19 protein-coding genes are annotated in these 19317 nt (G+C 71.5%); 14 read left to right on the top strand and 5 right to left on the bottom strand.

Annotated features, from left to right (window positions below):
• Nucleotides 1-28: 28 nt before the first annotated feature.
• The 4 genes from AC07EQ_RS20165 to AC07EQ_RS20150 all read left to right on the top strand — a co-directional run bounded on the left by AC07EQ_RS20165 (nt 29) and on the right by AC07EQ_RS20150 (nt 4757).
• The gene (locus AC07EQ_RS20165) at nt 29-1600 is read left to right on the top strand and encodes a deoxyguanosinetriphosphate triphosphohydrolase family protein (RefSeq protein WP_478389453.1); all 1572 of its coding nucleotides are present in this window, start codon (nt 29-31) and stop codon (nt 1598-1600) included.
• Between the two features lie 241 nt (nt 1601-1841).
• A complete protein-coding gene (locus AC07EQ_RS20160) occupies nt 1842-3470 on the top strand; it encodes an ABC-F family ATP-binding cassette domain-containing protein (protein WP_478389452.1) in 1629 nt (542 codons plus the stop codon).
• A gap of 188 nt (nt 3471-3658) precedes the next feature.
• The gene (locus tag AC07EQ_RS20155) at nt 3659-3868 is read left to right on the top strand and encodes a helix-turn-helix domain-containing protein (protein ID WP_093260265.1); all 210 of its coding nucleotides are present in this window, start codon (nt 3659-3661) and stop codon (nt 3866-3868) included.
• A 67-nt stretch (nt 3869-3935) separates the two neighbouring features.
• Nucleotides 3936-4757 carry an enoyl-CoA hydratase/isomerase family protein gene (locus tag AC07EQ_RS20150; protein WP_478389451.1) on the top strand — a complete coding sequence of 274 codons (822 nt, stop codon included), beginning with the start codon at nt 3936-3938 and terminating at the stop codon, nt 4755-4757.
• Here the strand turns inward: AC07EQ_RS20150 and AC07EQ_RS20145 are convergent.
• A complete protein-coding gene (locus AC07EQ_RS20145) occupies nt 4754-5488 on the bottom strand; it encodes a sugar isomerase domain-containing protein (protein ID WP_478389450.1) in 735 nt (244 codons plus the stop codon). The genes AC07EQ_RS20150 and AC07EQ_RS20145 overlap by 4 nt on opposite strands.
• 153 nt (nt 5489-5641) lie before the next feature.
• On the opposite strand from AC07EQ_RS20145, the gene AC07EQ_RS20140 reads away from it, so the two are divergent.
• Together AC07EQ_RS20140 and AC07EQ_RS20135 are read left to right on the top strand one after the other, a co-directional pair.
• A complete protein-coding gene (locus AC07EQ_RS20140) occupies nt 5642-6268 on the top strand; it encodes a TetR/AcrR family transcriptional regulator (RefSeq protein WP_358570947.1) in 627 nt (208 codons plus the stop codon).
• A gap of 123 nt (nt 6269-6391) precedes the next feature.
• Nucleotides 6392-7105 (top strand): Imm1 family immunity protein, encoded by a 714-nt coding sequence (locus tag AC07EQ_RS20135; RefSeq protein WP_478389449.1) that lies wholly within the window; start codon nt 6392-6394, stop codon nt 7103-7105.
• On the opposite strand, the gene AC07EQ_RS20130 is transcribed toward AC07EQ_RS20135, so the two are convergent.
• Complete coding sequence (locus tag AC07EQ_RS20130) at nt 7106-7933, bottom strand: M55 family metallopeptidase (RefSeq protein ID WP_478389448.1); 828 nt, start codon at nt 7931-7933, stop codon at nt 7106-7108.
• 169 nt (nt 7934-8102) lie between these two features.
• Here AC07EQ_RS20130 and AC07EQ_RS20125 point away from each other — a divergent pair, with 169 nt between their 5' ends.
• From AC07EQ_RS20125 to AC07EQ_RS20110, 4 genes are read left to right on the top strand one after another with little or no spacing between them, the layout of a single operon-like run.
• Nucleotides 8103-9893 (top strand): ABC transporter substrate-binding protein, encoded by a 1791-nt coding sequence (locus AC07EQ_RS20125; RefSeq protein ID WP_478389447.1) that lies wholly within the window; start codon nt 8103-8105, stop codon nt 9891-9893.
• 3 nt (nt 9894-9896) lie between these two features.
• Nucleotides 9897-10934: an ABC transporter permease gene (locus AC07EQ_RS20120; RefSeq protein ID WP_132480418.1), complete on the top strand. Its 1038-nt coding sequence runs from the start codon at nt 9897-9899 to the stop codon at nt 10932-10934.
• Nucleotides 10931-11827, top strand: a complete 897-nt coding sequence (locus AC07EQ_RS20115) for an ABC transporter permease (RefSeq protein WP_478389446.1) — start codon at nt 10931-10933, stop codon at nt 11825-11827. The genes AC07EQ_RS20120 and AC07EQ_RS20115 overlap by 4 nt, the downstream gene beginning before the upstream one ends.
• Nucleotides 11824-13407 carry a dipeptide ABC transporter ATP-binding protein gene (locus AC07EQ_RS20110; RefSeq protein WP_478389445.1) on the top strand — a complete coding sequence of 528 codons (1584 nt, stop codon included), beginning with the start codon at nt 11824-11826 and terminating at the stop codon, nt 13405-13407. The genes AC07EQ_RS20115 and AC07EQ_RS20110 overlap by 4 nt, the downstream gene beginning before the upstream one ends.
• A gap of 72 nt (nt 13408-13479) precedes the next feature.
• Here AC07EQ_RS20110 and AC07EQ_RS20105 read toward each other — a convergent pair whose 3' ends face one another.
• Together AC07EQ_RS20105 and AC07EQ_RS20100 are read right to left on the bottom strand one after the other, a co-directional pair.
• On the bottom strand, nt 13480-14109 hold the full coding sequence (locus AC07EQ_RS20105; protein ID WP_478389444.1) for a nucleoside/nucleotide kinase family protein: 630 nt from the start codon (nt 14107-14109) through the stop codon (nt 13480-13482).
• A 13-nt stretch (nt 14110-14122) separates the two neighbouring features.
• Nucleotides 14123-14977 (bottom strand): alpha/beta fold hydrolase, encoded by an 855-nt coding sequence (locus tag AC07EQ_RS20100; RefSeq protein WP_478389443.1) that lies wholly within the window; start codon nt 14975-14977, stop codon nt 14123-14125.
• 78 nt (nt 14978-15055) lie between these two features.
• Between AC07EQ_RS20100 and AC07EQ_RS20095 the strand changes: the two genes are divergently transcribed.
• Nucleotides 15056-15622, top strand: a complete 567-nt coding sequence (locus tag AC07EQ_RS20095) for a CGNR zinc finger domain-containing protein (protein WP_478389442.1) — start codon at nt 15056-15058, stop codon at nt 15620-15622.
• Between the two features lie 61 nt (nt 15623-15683).
• Here AC07EQ_RS20095 and AC07EQ_RS20090 read toward each other — a convergent pair whose 3' ends face one another.
• Nucleotides 15684-16628 carry a S66 peptidase family protein gene (locus AC07EQ_RS20090; protein ID WP_478389522.1) on the bottom strand — a complete coding sequence of 315 codons (945 nt, stop codon included), beginning with the start codon at nt 16626-16628 and terminating at the stop codon, nt 15684-15686.
• Between the two features lie 221 nt (nt 16629-16849).
• Here AC07EQ_RS20090 and AC07EQ_RS20085 point away from each other — a divergent pair, with 221 nt between their 5' ends.
• From AC07EQ_RS20085 to AC07EQ_RS20075, 3 genes are read left to right on the top strand one after another with little or no spacing between them, the layout of a single operon-like run.
• Entirely contained in the window at nt 16850-17416 is a 567-nt protein-coding gene (locus tag AC07EQ_RS20085; protein ID WP_132480436.1) for a DUF3090 domain-containing protein, read from the top strand.
• Nucleotides 17417-17421: 5 nt separating this feature from the next.
• On the top strand, nt 17422-18216 hold the full coding sequence (locus AC07EQ_RS20080; RefSeq protein ID WP_478389441.1) for an SCO1664 family protein: 795 nt from the start codon (nt 17422-17424) through the stop codon (nt 18214-18216).
• 44 nt (nt 18217-18260) lie between these two features.
• Nucleotides 18261-19205, top strand: coding sequence for an MBL fold metallo-hydrolase (locus AC07EQ_RS20075; RefSeq protein WP_478389440.1), 945 nt, complete (start codon nt 18261-18263; stop codon nt 19203-19205).
• Nucleotides 19206-19317: the final 112 nt, after the last annotated feature.

Genomic DNA, 19317 nt, shown 5'->3' with positions numbered 1-19317 from the left:
GCGCCGCCAGGGCCGCTAACGTGAGCCCATGCAGGATGTGCAGCCAACCCGGACCGCCCGGCGCAGCAGCCGCTCCGGATCCGTCCACGGCCCAGGTGACCTAGCCGCCAGCCCGTTCCGCGCGGACCGCGACCGGGTGTCCAGCTCCGCGTTCTTCGCCCGCCTCGGCGGCGTGACGCAGGTCGTCAGTCCCAGCGGCTCCGGGCTGCTCCTGCACAACCGGCTCACCCACAGCCTGAAGGTCGCGCAGGTCGCCCGGGCGATCGCCGAGCGGCTGATGGCCAACCGGGAGAACGTGGCGCGCTTGGACCGCCTCGGCGGCTGCGACCTGGACGTGGTCGAGGCCGCCGGGCTCGGCCACGACCTCGGGCACCCGCCGTTCGGGCACCTCGGCGAGAGCGTGCTGGACAGGCTGGCGAGGCAGCGCTTCTCGCTGCCGGACGGTTTCGAGGGCAACGCCCAGACCTACCGCGTGGTCACCCGCATCGACGTGCGCGGCGTCGGCGGCGAGGGCCTCGACCTGACCGCGGCGGTGCGGGCCGCGCTGCTGAAGTACCCGTGGACCCGGCTGTCCCGCCCGCAACCGCACCCCCGGCACCTGGCCTCGCCGCCGCGCGGCGCATCCGAGCCGGAGGAGCAGCCGGGCACCGGATCGGCGAAGTTCTCCTGCTACAGCAGCGAAATCGATGATCTGATCGACGCCCGTGCGGCGTTCGGCGGCCGGATCGAGGACTGGCAGCAGACCGTCGAGGCGTCGATCATGGACACCGCCGACGACATCGCCTACGCGATCCACGACCTGGAGGACTTCCACCGCGTCGGGGTCCTGCAGCACACCAGCGTCTCGCACGAGCTGACCGAGTGGCTCGGGCACGCCGCGGAGTTCGCCGCCCGCTCCGACGCCGAGCTCGCCGGCGACGGCATGCGACCCGGCTGCTCGCTGGAGCGGCTGCGCCGCCGGCTGCACGCCAAGGACGGCTGGATCGCCGACGACGAGGCGTTCGTCAGCGCGGTGAAGAAGGTCGTCGCGAACCTCGTCAACAAGCTGCTGGAGGTGCCTTTCGACCGGTCCCAGCTCGCCGAGCGGTCCATCGCGGCCTTCTCCGGGGAGTGGACGCAGCGCCTGGTCGAGGGCATCCAGGTCGACGAGCACCCGAACACGCGGTCCGGGCACGTGGCGCTGGCGGTGGAGCAGTGGCACGAGGTGCAGGTGCTGAAGTTCGTGCACCGCCGGTTCGTGCTGCAGCGCCCCGACCTCGCGCTGCACCAGCGCGGCCAGGACCGGCTGCTGAGCAAGCTCGTCGAGGCCCTGGACAACTGGCTGATCGACCGCAGCGAGGCCGCCCGGCTGCCGCACCGCCTGCGCGACCTGTTCGACCGGGCCCGCGCCGAGTTCTCGCAGCTGCGCAGCGACGACCCGGAGCTGCTGCTGGCGCCCGGTGACGCGGAGCCGGTCGACGCGGAGCGCCTGGAGCGGATGGCGCGCGGCCGAGCGGTGATCGACTTCGTCGCCTCGCTGACCGACGACCAGGCCGCCGCGCTGCTGGAGGCCCTGTCGGGCCGCACCACGCAGCTGTGGAGCGACACGTTCGTGCTGTGAGCAGGAGCACCGGCGGTTGTGACCGACGTGATGAGGTCTGCGATCAAATCGGTGGACAACGCCCGATACACTGGGTTCGTGGTTAGCAAGCGTTACGTGGTTCGCGTTCCCCGCGCCACTCCATCGCTGATTCGCCCGGTCGTCGTTTAGCGACCGAGCCGCTCAGCAGTGCCCACGCCCACTCGGCCTGCCGGTGGGCGCGCTCATGGAATCGCTTGACCACCGACTTTCGGAGTTCCCCTTGATTTCTGCCACCGGCCTGGAACTGCGCGCCGGCTCCCGCATCCTGCTCTCCGACGCGACCCTGCGCGTCCAGCCCGGCGACCGGATCGGCCTGGTCGGCCGCAACGGCGCGGGCAAGACGACGACGCTGCGCGTGCTCGCCGGCGAGGGCCAGCCCTACGCCGGTGACGTGATCCGCCGCGGCGAGATCGGCTACCTGCCGCAGGACCCCCGCGAAGGTGACCTCACCGTCACGGCGAAGGACCGGGTGCTCTCCGCGCGCGGGCTGGACCAGCTGATCCGCGACATGGAGAAGGCCCAGACCGCCATGGCCGAGCTGGTCGACGACCGGGAGCGGGACAAGGCGATCGCCCGCTACGGCCGGCTGGAGGAGCGCTTCGCCGCGCGCGGCGGCTACGCCGCGGAGAGCGAGGCCGGGCGCATCTGCAGCAACCTCGGCCTGCCCGACCGGGTGCTCAACCAGCCGTTGCGCACGCTCTCCGGTGGTCAGCGCCGCCGCGTCGAGCTCGCCCGGATCCTGTTCGCCGCGTCGGAGGCCGGGCCCGGCGGCGGTTCGGCCAGCACGCTGCTGCTCGACGAGCCGACCAACCACCTCGACGCCGACTCGATCAACTGGCTGCGCGACTTCCTGAAGAACCACGACGGCGGCCTGGTGGTCATCAGCCACGACGTGGAGCTGCTGGCGGCCGTGGTCAACAAGGTGTGGTTCCTGGACGCCATCCGCGGCGAGGCGGATGTGTACAACATGGACTGGGACCGCTACCAGGACGCCCGCGCCGCGGACGAGAAGCGCCGCCGCCGCGAGCGCGCCAACGCCGAGAAGAAGGCGTCGGCCCTGATGGCGCAGGCCGACAAGATGCGGGCCAAGGCGACCAAGGCGGTCGCGGCCCAGAACATGGCCCGCCGGGCGGAGAAGCTGCTGGCGGAGGCCGAGACTGAGCAGGCCCAGGAGAAGGTCGCCAGGATCCGCTTCCCGGAGCCGGCCGCGTGCGGGCGGACCCCGCTGACCGCCGACGGGCTGTCCAAGTCCTACGGTTCGCTGGAGATCTTCAGCGGCGTCGACCTGGCGGTGGACCGCGGCGCCAAGGTCGTCATCCTCGGCCTCAACGGCGCGGGCAAGACCACCCTGCTGCGCCTGCTCGGCGGCATGGAGAAGCCCGATTCGGGTGAGATCGTGCCTGGTCACGGGCTGCGCGTCGGGTACTTCGCGCAGGAACACGAAACGCTGGACCACGACGCGACGGTGTGGGAGAACGTCCGCAGTGCCGCGCCGGACACCCCTGAACAGCAGCTTCGCACCCTGCTCGGCGCGTTCCTGTTCCAGGGCGAGCAGTTGAAGCAGCCCGCCGGCACCCTCTCCGGCGGCGAGAAGACCCGGCTGGCGCTCGCGGGTCTGGTCTCCAGCGCGGCGAACGTGCTGCTGCTGGACGAGCCGACCAACAACCTCGACCCGGCGAGCCGCGAGCAGGTGCTCGACGCGCTGCGCAGCTTCGCCGGCGCCGTCGTGCTGGTAACGCACGATCCCGGCGCGGTTCAGGCACTCGAACCGGAACGGGTCATCCTGCTGCCGGATGGGACCGAAGACCACTGGTCGGACGACTACTTGGACCTCGTCCAGTTGGCCTAGCAGAGGTTGCGCTCGCAACGTCCGCTACTACGGATGGATTAGTGCATTCCGGTGATCGCCGCGCGGTCATCTCGACCGTTGGCCGATCTTTTTTCCATGATCGCCTGGCGTTCCCGCGTTTCCTGTTCGATCATTGCGCTGACAGGGGTCGCGAGGCCCGACCTGCTCAGAGGGAAGGCGGGGACACCGTGGCTGAGCTGAAGAAAGGCGCGCGCATCACGGGTAGCGCGCGGGACAAGCTTGCCAGTGACCTGAGAAAGAAGTACGAGAAGGGGGCGAGCATCCGCGCTCTGGCCGAGTCGACCGGCCGGTCCTACGGGTTCGTGCACCGCGTCCTGAGCGAATCAGGCGTGCAGTTGCGGGGCCGCGGGGGCGCGACGCGCTCGAAGAAGAAGTGAGCACGACGGCCACCGGCCGTCTGCACCGACGACATAGTACGACTCCAGAGATCTGCTCAGATCTGCAATGGAGGTCCGCTTGGCGGATTCGATAGTGGACGCCGGCCTGTTGGATCGTGGCGGTGTGGGGTTCACGATCCACGGGCGGCGGGCCACGATCACCTTGGACCGCCCGGACAAGCTGAATGCGCAGACACCGCACACCTGGCAGGCGCTGCGGGAGATCGGACGATCCCTGGGCCCGGAGGTCCGGGTAGTGGTGGTGCGCGGCGCGGGCCGGTCGTTCTCGGCCGGCCTGGATCGCCGGCTCTTCGGTTTCGCCGACGTCGACGGGGCGCCCGGGCTGGCGGCGCTGGCCCAGCGCCCCACCGAGCAGGCCGATGCCGAGATCGCCGGTTTTCAACAGGGGTTCAGCTGGCTGCGCGAACCCGATCGGGTGACCATCGCGGCCGTGCAGGGGCACGCCATCGGCGCTGGGTTCCAGCTCGCCCTGGCGTGCGACCTGCGCGTGCTCGCCACCGATGCCAGGCTGCGCATGGCGGAGACCGGCCTGGGGCTCGTGCCGGATCTTGGCGGCACGTTGCCCCTGGTCAGAACCGTTGGTTACGCAAAGGCAGTGGAAATCTGCCTGACCGGGCGGGAAATTCAGGCGGACGAGGCACTGCGGCTCGGTCTGGCCAATTCCGTCGTCGAACCCGACCGGCTCGACGACGCCGTGGACCAGCTCGCCGATGCCGTCGCCCAGCCGCCGGACGGCGCGGTCCGCGAGACCCTGGCGCTGCTGGTCCAGGCCGACGAGGCCGTCGACCCGGAGCAGCAGCTCGCCGCCGAGCGCGCCGCCCAGCTGCGCCGCATCGCGGAGCTGGCCGAGCAGTTCGGCTCGGACTAGTTCAGGCCGGGTACCCGCGCTCCGTAGTGCGCGAGGTTGGCGGCGTTGGCTTCGTCACCGCCGATCGTGTTCGAGCTGCGCCAGACCGGCAGGTCGACGCCGGCCGCGCCTGCCAGGTCGTACATCTGCACCAGCAGCATGTTCCACAGGAACGCGTTCGCCATCGAGGACAGCGGTGCCGTCACCGGCTCCGCCGGCGGATAGCTCGCGTCGCCGCCCGGGACCAGGGTGTCCAGCACGATCTCGGCTTCTTCGGTCAGCGTCGTGCCCGCGCGCTTCGGGGCCTCGGCGCTGGCCGTCGGCGAGGTGATCGCCACGACCGTCGAGCCCGCCGCGCGGGCGAGCCTGGCCAGTTCCACCGGGTAGGGGTTCACCCCGGAGTTGGAGAACACCACCAGCACGTCCGCGCCGCCCCGGAAACCGGCCGCGGTGAGCACCTCCTCGGCGAGGCCGGTGCGGCGTTCGGTCCTGGTGCTGGCCACCGCGCCGTGCAGGGGCAGCAGGTCCGGGTGGTACAGCGGCCGCACCGCGGCCAGGCCGCCCGCCCGGTAGTACGACTCCATCACGCCGGCCAGCGAGTGGCCCGCGCCCGCGGTGAACACGAGGCCGTCCGCCCGGACCGCGGCGAAGAGGCGGTCGGCGGCGGCCCGCAGGGCCTCGGCGTTGTGGGTGCCGATCTTTCGCAGGTGTTCCAGCGTTTGCTCGGCGTGAACCGGGCCTGTTTCCGACATCTTGCGCTCCCGTGGCGAGGTGATCGCGGACATGAGGTCTATACCAATCGTGGGGATGCCGGTCAAGGTGCGCGGCGTGCCCCTGCCCACCACTGGTGTGGTGCGCGGGCTACGCTGTTGATCAGCCTGCAAGACCGAACAGCCAGGGGATGCATGCCGCAACGAGGCAACCGCCGGGAACTGCTCGCCGACGCCGCCATCGAGGTGCTGGCGCGCGATGGCGGCCGCGGGCTGACGCACCGCGCCATCGATCGCGAGGCCGAGGTTCCAGAAGGCACGACCAAGAACTACTACCCGACGCGCAGCGCGGTGTTCCTGGCCGTTGCGCGCTACCTCGCCGCTCAGCACACCGAGGCGCTGCGCGGCCTGCGCAGCCAGGTTCCCGCCGATGTCACCGGCGAGGACATCACCGCGCTGTACGCGGCGATGCTGCGGCGGATGTCGACGAGTGCGCGATCCCAGTTCCTGGCGCTGTTCGAGCTGCACCTGGAGGCGGTGCGCAACCCCGAGGTGCGCGAGGAGCTCGGGGACATCACCGAGGCCAATGTGGACACCGCGGTGCAGCTGCAGGCCGCGGTGGGGCGCCGGATGAGCCGCCGCGGCGCGGGATTGCTGGACGCGGGCATGCTCGGCGTCGCGCTGTCGATGCTCAGTCTGCCCGACGATCTGGTCGAGGAGCTCGGGTTCGACGACCCGGACGGGCTCGCGCGGGCGTTATTGTCCCTCGCCTCGGTGCGGGACGAACCGGCGATCAGCGTGCTGCGCGACCACGCCAGCTGATCGCCGGGCGACCGTGCGATGGCGCTGCGGGACCGCCGGATGACGCGCGGTAGCCTTTGGGGAACGAGATCTGGGCAGGGCGTCCTGGGGGTCGCCCACGATCGAAGTGGATGCAGGGAACGCATGTCGAATCCAGCACCGGACGAGACCGGCCCGCTCGAACCGCCTGCGGTCGTGTTCGCCCGCCTCACGGACGTCCCGGTGGACGCCTTGGACAAGCTGATCGAGGCGACGCACGAGGTCTACGCCGACCTCAACAGGGTGCTCGGCCACCCGTACTGGGGAGACCTGGTGTTCCACCAGGGCGCGGCGATCAAGGCGCTGAAGGAGGCGCGGATCTGCCTGGAAGGCCTGCGTTCCGAGGCGATCGGGGCCCGCAACACCGAACTCGGGATCACGGTCGCGACCGCGGTGGCCGACGGCGAGCGGTACTACGCGCAGACCGAGGACGACAAGGCCGAGCTGGTGGACCGGGTGCTCCGGCCGAAGGGGCCGGGCGCCAGCCACCTCTACGTCTGGGACCGTCCGCACGAGGATCCGGACGCGGCCGGGCCGTACCAGCAGATCCGGATCGTCACCGACGCGGAGGCCGAGGTCGGCGTCCTGAACTTCACCGAGGAGTCCGAGGAAGGCGACCTCGACTCCTGGCACACGCTCAACCCGGAGCCGTCGGCGGACGCGCCCGCACTGCCGTTCGACGCGGGTAGCACGCTGAAGTTCCCGCGCAACGCGGTGCTGCCGTTCCGGGAACTCCGGGCGGCGCTGGACGAATTCACCCGAACCGGGCAGCGGCCGTCGGCCGTGCAGTGGCAGGCTGCGCGCTGGGGCGATCTGTAATCAGCCGTAGATGCCCTGGACGGCGCGCGCGGCGATGGTCGTCACGATCTTGAACGCCTTCATCGCCTCGGTCATGTCCGGCGCGTCGAACCCGACCCGCCGCACGCCCAGCTGCTCGACGGTCGGGATCACCGCGGCGGCCGCGGCGAGGTGCGCGGCGTCGAACTCCACCTCGATGCGGTGCGGGCGGGCCACGCCTTCGGTCCGCCCGGCCAGGCGCAGGCTTTCGGTTGCCGCGGCGCGGATGTCGGCCGCGGTGCGGGCCGGCGGGCGGCAGATCGCCGCGTAGCGGCTGACGCATTCCTTCACCACGACGGTCTTCGCCGCGGGCGCGTACCCGGCGGCCTCGGCGCAGGCCCGGTCGTCGCCGGTGACCAGCAGGACCGGCACCCCGTACTCGGCGGCGAGCGCCGCGTTGAGGCCGCCCTCCCCGGCGGGCGCGCCGTCGAGCCACACCCCGGTGATGGAGTTCTCCAGGTAGGTGTGGGAAAGGACGCCTTCCTCGCCCGCGCCCGCGTGGTAGCCGACGAACGCCACACCGTCCACATCGGACTCGATGCCCTGCATCATCGACAGCGGCTTGTGCCGCCCGGTCAGCAGCACCGCCCGCTCGTCGAGGTCCTCCAGCAGCAGGTTCCGCTGGGACGAATGCGCTTCGTTCACCAGCACGCCGGTGGCGCCGGCCGCGCAGAGCCCTTCGACGCACGCGTTGACATCGCCGGTGAACAGGCGCCGGAAGCGCTGCCACTGCTCGGTTCCGGGCACCACGTCGTCGGTCCAGGTGACGCCGGTGACGCCTTCCATGTCCGCTGAGAGCAAGATCCGCACGCCCCCCAATCTATGCCCCACGACCAGACATTCGAGGTGCGGCTCGCCGATCGGGTAACGGTTCGGTACCTGTGCGTGATGCCGCTCGGAGACAACCGCCGGTTAACCATTGACGAACAGCGCCTGAAGGTGGTTCCTTCTTCTCACTCGCCACGAAGGAGGGGTCGCCGTGGGCAGACGATTCGCAGTGCTCTGGACTGCGCTGCTGGTCGCCTTGTTGGTGCCGATGCCGGCAATCGCGCAGCAGGACGGCGCGCGCCAGGAGGGCGCGACGCTGCGGATCGGGCTGCAGCAGCAGATCGACTCGCTGAACCCCTTCCTGGGGTACACGTTGGCCTCCACCGACATCTTCCGATCCATCTACCCGACGCTGACCACCTACAGCCCGGACGACTTCTCGGTGATGCCGGAGCTCGCCGAGAGCTGGGAACCCTCCCCGGACAAGCTCGTCTGGACCTTCCGGATCCGGGCCGGCGTCAAGTGGTCCGACGGGCAGCCGGTGACCGCCCGCGACGCCGCCTACACGTTCAACCGGATGATGACCGATCCGGCCGCGAGCACCGCCAACGGCAACTTCGTGGAGAACTTCGAGACCGTCACCGCGCCGGACGACACCACGCTGGTCATCCGCACCAAGACGCCACAGGCCACGATGCTGGCGATCGACGCGCCGATCGTGCCGGAGCACGTGTGGTCGAAGGTCGCCGACGTCGCGGGCTTCGCCAACGACCAGCTGCCGGTGGTCGGCAGCGGGCCGTTCACGCTCACGGGCTACCGCGCGGAGCAGGACGTCACGCTGACCGCCAACCCCGATTTCTGGCGCGGCGCGCCGAAGGTCGCGGGGCTGCAGTTCGTCCAGTTCAAGAACAGCGACGCCGCGGTGCAGGCGCTGCGCAAGGGCGACATCGACGTCGTCCAGAAGCTCACCCCGGCGCAGTTCGACGCGCTGGCGGGTGAGGCCGACATCGAGCAGGTCAAGGGCCAGGGCCGGCGGTTCTTCGAGCTGTCGCTCAACCCGGGCGCGACCAACAGCGAGAACGAGCCGATCGGCAACGGTCACCCGGCGCTGAAGGACGTGCGGGTGCGGCAGGCCATCGACCAGGCGATCGACCGGAAGGTCCTGGTGGACCGGGTGCTCGGCGGCTACGGCCAGGAGGGCGGCGGGTACCTGCCGCCGATCTTCTCCGATTACCAGTGGACGCCGCCGCAGCCGCGGACCTTCGACCCGGCCGCCGCCAACCGCAAGCTCGACGAGGCGGGCTACGCCCGCGGCGCGGACGGCATCCGCCGCACCCCGCAGGGCGAGCCGCTGGAATTCAACCTCGTGCTGCACGGGTCCCGGTCGGAGGACACCCAGGTCGGCGAGTTCGTCAAGCGGTGGCTGGCCGATCTCGGCATCAACGTCGAACTCCAGCCCGTGTCGGACAACCAGCTCAACGACCGCACCACCAGCGCCGACTACGACATGGTGATCAGCGGCTGGTCGGCCAACCCGGACCCGGACTACGTGCTGCGGCTGCAGACCTGCGCGTCCCGGCCGACGCCCAGCGGCGGCGGCAACCCGGACACGTTCCTGTGCGACCAGCAGTACGACGACCTGTACAACCGGCAGCTCGGCGAGTTCGACAAGGACAAGCGCGTCGACCTGGTCCAGCAGGCGCAGGCCCGGTTCTACGACCAGGCCGCCGGGCTGATCCTGTGGTACCAGAACTCGCTGGAGGCCTACCGGGCCGACCGCTACAGCGGGTTCACCCTGCAACCGAAGGCCGATGGCGTGATCGTGGGGCAGCAGGGCTACTGGGGCTACTACGGCGCCCAGCCCACGGACAAGGCGCTGAGCGGCTCGGGCACCGACTACACCGGCGTCGCCTGGGTGCTCGGCGGGGTCGTGGTGCTGGTCGGCGTCGTCGTGGCGCTGGTGGTGGTCCGCCGCCGGGCGACCGCCGACACCCGGGAGTGAACCGTGTCCCAAGCACTCGCGACAGTCGCAGAACCGGCGCCGCCCACCGGCGGCGGACGCCGGGCCGTCCGCTACGTGGCGGGCAAGCTGGGCGGCGGCCTGGTGAGCCTGTTCCTGGTGGCGGTGCTGGGCTTCTTCCTGTTCCGGGTGATGCCCGGCGATCCGGTGCGCACCATGACCCACGGCGCGCCGGTCACCGAGCAGCAGATCGCCGTGCTGCGCGAGCGGTTCGGCCTGGACCAGCCGCTGTGGAAGCAGTTCCTGGACTTCCTCGGCAACCTGCTGCGCGGTGACCTCGGCACCTCCTACACCTACAGCCGCCCGGTGGGCGAGCTGATCCTCGACCGCATCGGCCCGACCGTGCTGCTGGTGGGCACGGCGACCCTGATCGCCGTGCTGCTGGGGCTGTGGATGGGTTCGCGCGCGGCGTGGCAGCACGGCGGCGCCTTCGACAAGACCTCGACGTCGATCGCGCTGACGCTGTGGTCGGTGCCGACGTTCTGGCTCGGGTTGATCGTGCTGATGGCCTTCGGCGTCGGCGTCGGGCCGATCCCGGGCATGTTCCCGGTCGGCGGGATCTCCTCGCCGGACACGCCGCCGGAGCTGCTGCCGCAGGTCCTGGACATCGCCCACCACCTGGTGCTGCCCGCGCTGACGATGGTCGCGGTGATCTACGCCGAGTACCTGATGGTGATGCGCTCGTCGCTGCTGGAGGAGATGGGCGAGGACTACCTGACCACCGCGCGCGCCAAGGGGCTGCGCGAGGACCTGGTGCGGCGGCGGCATGCGGTGCCCAACGCGCTGCTGCCCACCGTCACGCTGATCTTCCTGCGGCTCGGTCTGGTGGTCGGGGGCGCGATCACGGTGGAGACGGTGTTCTCCTGGCCGGGTCTCGGATTGCTCACCTACGAGGCGCTGCGGGTGCCGGACCTTCCGTTGCTGCAGGGCATTTTCATCGTGCTTGCGGGGAGCGTGGTGGTGATGAACGTGCTGGCCGATGTGCTCTACCGGGTGCTCGATCCGAGGGTGCGGGAATCATGACGGCCACCGCAGGGCAGATCATCCGGGCCCGCCGCCGGGCCAGGGCGGCCGAGGCGTGGCGAGTCTTCCGCGCGGACCGAGCCGGTTCGGTGGGCCTCGTGGTGCTGGTCGTGGTCGGCTTGCTGGCGTTGTTCGCGCCGCTGCTCACCGATGCCGGCGGCCTGGACGTCACGCGGGCGCCGGGCCGCCCGCTGCAGGCGCCGAGCGGCGAATTCTGGCTCGGCACCGACGAATCCGGGCGTTCGGTGCTGCTGCTGACCTGGTGGGGCGCGCGGGTGTCGCTGGTCGTCGGCCTGTCGGCGGCCGTGCTGTCGGTGCTGATCGGGACCGTGGTGGGGGTGCTCGCCGCGCACTTCGGCGGCTGGACCTCCCGGGTGCTGCTGCGCTTCACCGATTTCTTCCTGGTCCTGCCGTCGCTGGTGCTGGCCATCGCGCTGTCCACGGTGCTCGCCCGCGGGCTGTGGACGATCGTGCTGGCCATCGGGGTGACGGCGTGGCCGCCGACGGCGCGGATGGTGCGCGCGCAGACCCTGACGATCGAGGCCCGCCCCTACATCGAGCGGGCCCGGGCGCTGGGCGCGGGGCACGGCCACGTCATCGGCCGTCACGTGCTGCCCGCCGTGCTGCCGCTGGTGTTCGCCAACACGACGTTGTCGGTGGCCAGCGCCATCATCGCCGAGTCGACGCTGTCGTTCCTGGGCCTGGGCGATCCCAGCATGGTTTCGTGGGGTTCGATGCTGAAGTCCGCGATGGACACCGGCGCGGTCACCGGCGGCGCGTGGTGGTACCTGCTGCCGCCGGGCCTGGGAATCGTGGTGGTGGTGCTCGGCTTCACGCTCTGCGGGCGGGCGCTGGAGGCCGTGTTCAATCCGAGGCTGCGGGGGCGGCGGTGACTCCGATTCTGCAATTCCGGGACGTGTCGGTGACCTATCGGGGCGCCGAGGAGACCGCGGTTCGCGGCGTGAGCCTGAGCCTCGCCGAGGGCGAAACCCTCGGCCTGGCAGGGGAATCCGGCTGCGGCAAGACGACGCTGGCGATGTCCGTGCTGCGGCTGCTGCCGAGTTCGGCGCGCATCGACGGCGAGGTCCTGCTGGACGGTCAGGACGTGCGCGAGATGACGTTCGGGCAGCTGCGCGCGGTGCGCTGGGCGAGCGCGTCGGTGGTGTTCCAGGGCGCCATGCACGCGTTGAACCCGGTGCGCACCATCGGCGATCAGATCGCCGAGCCGATCAAGCTGCACGGCCGGGCGAACGGCGACCCGCGCAAGCGGGTCGCGGAGCTGCTCGCGCAGGTGGAGCTGCCCGCGGAGCGGGCCGACGCCTATCCGCACGAGCTGTCCGGCGGGCAGAAGCAGCGGGTGATGATCGCGATGGCGCTGGCCTGCGAGCCGCGCCTGGTCATCGCCGACGAGCCCACCACGGCGCTGGACGTGGTGGTGCAGGCCCAGATCCTGGATCTGATGGGCCGGCTGGTCGCCGAGCGCGGCATCGCGCTGCTGATGATCAGCCACGACCTGTCGGTGCTGTCGGCCAGCTGCGAGCGGCTGGCGGTGATGTACCAGGGGCAGGTCGTCGAGCACGGTCTGTCGGGGCAGGTCATGACCGAGCCGCAGCACGCCCACAGCCAGGCGCTGGCCAGCGCCTTCCCGACCGTCGGCGACCCGCGGTTCCGGCTCACCGAAGGGGCGCCGAGCGGGCCCGCGCTGCTGTCGGCGGGGGCGGTGTCGGTCGACTTCACCAGCCGCTCCGGGCAGACCGTGCGCGCCGTGCGCGGGGTGGACTTGGAGGTGGGCGAGAACGAGATCGTCGCGCTGGTCGGCCAGTCCGGCTCCGGCAAGACGACGCTGGCCCGGACGATGCTGGGGCTGCAGCAGCCGACCGGTGGTGCGGTGCGCTTCGACGGCGTGCCGCTGCCGACCGGCAGCGCCGGGCTGCGCGAGTACCGCAAGCAGGTGCAGCTGGTGCTGCAGGACCCGACCGGCGCGCTCAACCCCCGGCACACGGTTTACGAAGCGGTGGCGGAAGGTCTGCGGATTCACGGCATCGCCGATGACGAGCGCGGTCGCGTCGCGGCGGCGCTGGAGGCGGCGGAGCTGCGGCCGGCGGAGAAGTTCTTCGGCCGCCTGCCGCAGGAGCTCTCGGGCGGCCAGCGGCAGCGCGTGGTGATCGCAGGCGCGCTGGTGCTGGAGCCGCGGGTGCTGATCGCGGACGAGCCGGTGGCGTCGCTGGACGCGACGGTGCGCGGCGAGATCCTGGCGCTGCTGCTGCGCCTGCGGGTCGAACGCGGCCTGTCGACGCTGGTGATCACCCACGACCTCGGCCTGGCCTGGAACATCGCGGACCGGGTGGCGGTGATGTACCAGGGCGATCTGGTGGAGGTCGGCCCGGTGGAGCAGGTCCTGCTCGACCCCGAGCACGACTACACGAAGACGCTCCTGGCCGCCGTCCCGTCCGTCGAACGCCGCGCGGTGTAGTTACTCAGTGGTGTTCCGCAGCCAAAACAGGCTCATCCATCTGCAAACCGTGCCACGTGTTCGTTCGGTGGCTCAGTCCAGGCTGTCGACGACGGCGGGGCGGCCCGGGCGGTCGACCCGGATCACGCAGTCGGCGAGGCGTTCCGGGATGACTTCTTCGGCGTAGCGCCGGAACGCGGGCAGCGTCCAGCGGTCCGGGTCCGGGGTTCGCCGCTGCAGGGCCGCTTCCGGGAGCCACAGGTGGATCGCGAAGTCGAAGTCCAGGCCCGCCCCGAGCAGCAGCGGTCCGTCCACAATGGCCACTCCACGGGGCGGGAGGGCGATGCGGGCGAGTCGGGGCGAGCGGTCCGCCTCGGCGTCCCAGAAGGCGGGTAGCACCTGGCCGTTTCCGCTCGCGGACAGCGGGGTCAGCACCTCGCGGGTCAGGGCTTTCAGGTCGAACCAGCTCGCGTAGAACGAGTCCGGGTCGTGGTGGCCGTGTTCCAGTCGCAGCGAGGCCGGGCGCAGGTAGTCCGCGGTGCGCACCCGGACCACCTCGCGCCCCCGCGCCCGCAGCGGTTCCACCAGCGCGTCGGCGAATTCGCCGGTGCCGGCGGCGGGTGCGCCGTCCACCGCCACCCGCGCCCAGCGCCCCTGCAGGGCGTCGATGCGTTCCACCACCTCCGCGGCCAGCAGGCCGGGGGAGATGGGGCGGACGCGCATGGGCCCGAAGGTATCAAGCGGCCTTCAGGAACTCCCGCAGGTGCGTCAGCACCGCTTCCGGGCGTTCCTCGGGCAGGAAGTGGCCGCATTCCGGGATTTCGGCGCTGGTGAGGTCATCGGCGTAGTCGAGCCAGATCTCGCGCATCGGCAGCCGGGCGGGCAGGCCGGCCGAGCCCCACAGCGCCAGCACCGGCATGGTCAGCTTCCGGCCCGCCGCCGCGTCGACGTCGTCGTGCTCGCTGTCGTGCGGGAACGACGCCCGGTAGTCGTCGAAACCGGCGCGCAGCGCGCCGGGCGCGGAGAAGGCGCGCACGTACTCGTCGATCGCCGCCGCTTCCAGGCCGTGCCGGTTGACCGTCCAGCGCTCGAAGAAGTACCCGAGGTAGCCCGCGACGTCGGCGCCGGCCAGGCGTTCCGGCAGGTCCGGCTGCATGTGGAACAGCCAGTGCCAGTAGGCCATGCCGGCTTCGGTGTTCAGCCGCTTCCACATCTCGCGGGTCGGCACGACGTCCAGCAGCGCCAGCCGGTCGACCTGCGCCGGGCGGTCCAGGCCCCAGCGGTGCGCCACCCGCGCGCCCCGGTCGTGGCCGACGACGCTGACCGACTCGAAGCCCAGCGATTCGGCCAGCGCGGCCACGTCGGAGGCCATCGTGCGCTTGTCGTAGCCGGTGCGGGGCTTGTCGGTCCGGCCGTAGCCGCGCAGGTCCGGCGCGATCACGGTGTGGGTGCGGGCCAGCTCCGGGATCAGCTTCCGCCAGCAGTGGCTGGTCTGCGGCCAGCCGTGCAGCAGCACCAGGCCCGGGCCGCTGCCCGCCCGCGTGTAGTGCACGCGCAAACCGTTGATCAGGGCGACTTCTTCGGTCGGCATCCGGCGAACTCCACTTCTAACCGTCTTGGGGGGTTAGAACTTAGAATGCCATATCTACGGCCGGCGGAGGGGGCGAGAATGGGTGATTGGATCTGGGACGGCGGTCGTCCCAGCCTCGATCTGGTCAACACGCTGCGCGACCGCTACTGCGGCGGCCGCGAGCTGCTGGTGACGCCGGATCGCCTGGCCGAATGGCTGCGCGAAGCCGGGCTCCGCGCCGACGGCGCGGCCGCGGACGCGCACGTCGGGTTCGCGCGCGAGCTGCGCGAGGCGATCGACCGGTCGCTGCAGGCCCGGGTCCGGGGGCTCGGCATCGCGGAGTCCGATGTGGACCTGATCAACGAAGCCGCCCGCGCGGAGAACCGCGCCGCGGCTCAGCTGCTGGTGCGCCCGGACGGGTCGGTGGAAGCCCGGCGACCGGCGCCGGACGACCCGGTGCGGGCCGCGCTGGCGGCGGTCGCGGCCGACGCGATCGACCTGCTCGCCACCGAGCCGTTCCCGCGCGTCGCCGTCTGCGCCTTCCACCTCTGCGGGATCCGGTTCGTCGACGTCTCCCCGGCGCGAAACCGGCAGTGGTGCTCGATGGCTCGGTGCGGCAACCGCGCGAAGGCCCGCCAGCACTACGCCCGGAAGAAAGCGAACTAGCGAGGTTGTTTCCAGGCTCGTTTTGCGTGGCGGTGCGGGTGGCGGCCCCCTGCGGGAGTTACTAGAGCAGCGCGGGCTGCAGGATCGAGAGGCGCTGCGCGTCGGTGTCGAGTTCGGCGGCCACCCCGAGCGGGATGGTGCGCTGGGCCGTGCAGTGGCCGAAGCCCAGCTCCCACAGGATCGGCACGCCCAGGCCGCCCAGGCGGTCCGACATCACCGTGCGCACCTGCTCCAGCGGCCCGCACTCCGTCCAGGAACCGAGCGCGATCCCGGCGGCGTGGTCGAACCAGCCCGCGCGCAGCAGCTGCGTGACGAACCGGTCCAGCTGGTACGGGTCCTCCGTGACGTCCTCGAGCATGGCGATGCCGCGCTCCGGCGGCGTCGGTGCGTCCGGTGCGCCGAAGGAACCCGCGACGATGCTCAGGTTGCCGCCGTAGGTGATGCCCCGCGCCCGCCCGGGCACGAGCGCGTCCGCGGTGGAGCGCGTCAGGATGGTGACCGACTCGGGCTGGAACAGGGTGCGGCGCAGGTGTTCCCGCGCGGCCGCGTCTTCGGTGAACGCCTTCGTCGCGGCCATCGGTCCGAACACCGTGACCAGGCCGAGCTGGGTGGCGAACGCGTCGTGCAGGGCCGTGATGTCGCTGGAGCCGGTGAACAGCTTCGGCCCGGCCGCGGCCATCTCGGTCCAGTCCAGGAGGTCGAGGATCCGCATGCTGCCGTAGCCGCCGCGCACGCAGAACACCGCGCTGACGTCCGGATCGCACCACGCCTCCTGCAGGTCGGCGGCGCGGTCGGCGTCGGTGCCCGCGAGGTAGTCCAGGCGCGGGTGGCGATCCCGGACGTGTTTGCCGACCCTGGTGTTCAGGCCCCAGGAGCGCAGGTGCTCCAGCCCGGTTTCGAGCAGGTCCTCCGGCACCGGTCCGGCGGGCGCGACGAGCGCCACGGTGTCCCCGCTGCGCAGCCGGTGCGGGCGACGTAGTTCGCGCATGGTCATGGCGTGCTCCATCCCCGCGATCTTGACCACCGTCGGTGAGGATATCGGCACCGGAGGGGACGCGCCGCAGTTCGCCATCGGCGAACAACGCTGAAACAGGTGGTCGACGAGCCCGTTCAGCGAGTAAACCGGCGGGTGACCCGGCGGAAGCCGGGCCGGTTCGCAACGGTGATGAAGGAAACGGGGGCCAGCCGCGCACGCACGGCGCGCGGTGGCCTAGGGTCGGAGGAGTCATGGCTCGTGTCATCCACGTCTTCCGTCAACCCGACCGATTCGTCGCCGGAACGGTCGGGGAACCCGGCGATCGCACCTTCTACCTGCAGGCGTCCGAGGACGTGCGCACGGTCAGCGTGCAGCTCGAGAAGCAGCAGGTGTCGGTGCTGGCCGAACGCATCGGCGCGCTGCTGGAAGAAGTGCAGCGCCGGTTCAACACCGACCTGCCCAGCCAGACCCCCGACGACCTCGTCGACACCGACCCGCTGGCGGTGCCGGTCGACGAGGAGTTCCGGGTCGGCACCATGGGGCTGGGCTGGGACGCCGAAACCGAGGCGGTGGTCGTCGAGCTCCTCGCGGTCACCGAGGAGGAGATCGACGAGTCGGTGGTGCTCGACGACACCGAGGAAGGCCCCGACGCGCTGCGGGTGTTCCTCAGCCCTGCGCACGCGCGGGCGTTCGCCGAGCGCGCCGAGCGCGTCATCAACGCGGGCCGCAAGCCGTGCCCGCTGTGCGCCGAACCGCTGGACCCCGCCGGGCACATCTGCCCCCGGCAGAACGGCTACCGCCGCTCGGAAGAGGTCTGACGGTCGTGCACGCGGGCGATCCCGCGGTCGCGGAGCTGCTCCGGCACGGCCGGCTGGACGTGCAGGGCCGGCTGGTGGAGGCGTCCAACGCGACGCTGTTCTGCGGGATCGAGGCCGACGGCGTGTCCGCCGAGTGTGTGTACAAGCCGGTGCGCGGCGAGCGGCCGTTATGGGACTTCCCGGACGGCACGCTGGCCGGCCGCGAGGTCGCGTCCTACCTGCTGTCCGAGGCCACCGGCTGGGGGCTGATCCCGCCGACGCTGCTGCGCGACGGCCCGTTCGGGCCGGGCATGGTGCAGCTGTGGGTGGATGTCGAGGAGGACTCGCAGCTGGTCGACATCGTCGCCCCCGGCGAGGTCCCGGACGGCTGGCTGGCGGTGCTGCGCGCCCAGGACCACCGCGGCGACCCGGTCGTGCTCGCGCACGCCGACCATGAACGGCTGCGGCTGCTGGCGGTGCTCGACATCGTGATCAACAACGCCGACCGCAAGGGCGGGCACGTCCTGCACGCCCCGGACGGCCGGGTGCTCGGCGTCGACCACGGCGTGAGCCTCAACACCGACGACAAGCTGCGCACCGTGCTGTGGGGCTGGATCGGGCAGCCGCTGCCGGGCGACGTCGTCGACCGGCTGGGCGAGCTGCGCGCCCTGATGGAGGGCGAGCTGGCCGCTGAGCTGGCCGAACACGTCACCCCGAAAGAAGTCCAGGCGGTCAACGCGCGCATCGAGCGGCTGCTGGTGGACGGCGTGTTCCCCGCGCCGTCCGGGGACTGGCCGGCCATCCCCTGGCCCGCCTTCTGACGCTGCGGGTGCGGACCAGCGGCCGCGCAGGGCAATCTGGTCGGGTGCGACCCGAGTACCAGCAGCCGACGATCCAGTCCTCCTACGCGGACCGCTTGCACGAGCCGCTGCCCAGCTTCCGAGCCGTGATGCGGCTGATGTGGACCGGCGGGTTCCGCGGCCGGGTGGAGGACGCCGACCGGATCCCGGTGCTGCGCACCGGACTGCCGCCGGTGACGGCGCGGGACACCTCGGTCACCTGGGTCGGGCACTCGACGTACGTGGTGCGGATGGCCGGGGCGACGGTGCTCACCGATCCGGTGTGGTCGTCGCGGATCCCCGGCGTGCCGCGACGGCTCACGCCGCCGGGCGTCGCCTTCGGCGAGCTGCCGCCCATCGACGCGGTCGTGATCAGCCACAACCACTACGACCACCTGGACGCGCCCACCGTGCAACGGCTGCCCCGCGCCACCCCGGTGCTGGTGCCCGCGGGGCTGGGCCGCTGGTTCCGGCGCCGCGGCTTCACCGAGGTCGTCGAGCTGGACTGGTGGCAGTCGGCGGAGGTCGCCGGGCTGACGTTCGACTTCGCGCCCGCGCGGCACTGGAGCCGCCGCGGCCCGCGGGACACCTGCCGCAGCCTGTGGGGCAGCTGGGTGATCACCGGGCCGGAGCACCGGGTCTACTTCGCCGGGGACAGCGGTTACGGGCCGCACTTCGCGGAGATCGCGCAGCGCTACCCGGGCATCGACGTGGCGATGGTGCCGATCGGCGCGTACGACCCGCGCTGGTTCATGAAGCCGGTGCACATGGACCCGGAGGAGGCCGCGCAGGCGGTGGCCGACCTGGGCGCGGAGTACGCGGCGACCATGCACTGGGGAACGTTCGTGCTGACCCGCGAGCCGGTCACGGAGCCGCTGACCCGGATCCGCAAGGCCTGGCGCGACGCGGGCCGCGACCCGGAGCGGCTGTGGGACCTGGCGGTCGGCGAGTCCCGCGTCCTGGAGTCGTGAGCCGGATCTCGGCCCGTAGAGGGTGGCTTTGTCCTTGAAGCGGCGCAGCCGCTCAGCCCACCTGCGCAACTGGCACCGCCGCGGGTTCTCAGGCGCCGCCTGGCGAGGACAG

It is taken from the genome of Saccharopolyspora sp. NPDC045839 (genome assembly GCF_056431645.1).
The sequence above is the reverse complement of the archived record's forward strand: the minus strand, read 5'-3'. Positions and strand labels throughout refer to the sequence as shown.

Bases quoted from the DNA above. Each gene is read 5' to 3' on its own strand.
- AC07EQ_RS20150 (WP_478389451.1), top strand. From the start codon at position 3,936: ATGGAGGTCCGCTTGGCGGATTCGATAGTGGACGCCGGCCTGTTGGAT.
- AC07EQ_RS20135 (WP_478389449.1), top strand. From the start codon at position 6,392: ATGTCGAATCCAGCACCGGACGAGACCGGCCCGCTCGAACCGCCTGCG.
- AC07EQ_RS20140 (WP_358570947.1), top strand. From the start codon at position 5,642: ATGCCGCAACGAGGCAACCGCCGGGAACTGCTCGCCGACGCCGCCATC.
- AC07EQ_RS20090 (WP_478389522.1), bottom strand. From the start codon at position 16,628: ATGGAGCACGCCATGACCATGCGCGAACTACGTCGCCCGCACCGGCTG.
- AC07EQ_RS20085 (WP_132480436.1), top strand. From the start codon at position 16,850: ATGGCTCGTGTCATCCACGTCTTCCGTCAACCCGACCGATTCGTCGCC.
- AC07EQ_RS20165 (WP_478389453.1), top strand. From the start codon at position 29: ATGCAGGATGTGCAGCCAACCCGGACCGCCCGGCGCAGCAGCCGCTCC.
- AC07EQ_RS20100 (WP_478389443.1), bottom strand. From the start codon at position 14,977: ATGCCGACCGAAGAAGTCGCCCTGATCAACGGTTTGCGCGTGCACTAC.
- AC07EQ_RS20145 (WP_478389450.1), bottom strand. From the start codon at position 5,488: ATGTCGGAAACAGGCCCGGTTCACGCCGAGCAAACGCTGGAACACCTG.
- AC07EQ_RS20105 (WP_478389444.1), bottom strand. From the start codon at position 14,109: ATGCGCGTCCGCCCCATCTCCCCCGGCCTGCTGGCCGCGGAGGTGGTG.
- AC07EQ_RS20095 (WP_478389442.1), top strand. From the start codon at position 15,056: ATGGGTGATTGGATCTGGGACGGCGGTCGTCCCAGCCTCGATCTGGTC.
- AC07EQ_RS20115 (WP_478389446.1), top strand. From the start codon at position 10,931: ATGACGGCCACCGCAGGGCAGATCATCCGGGCCCGCCGCCGGGCCAGG.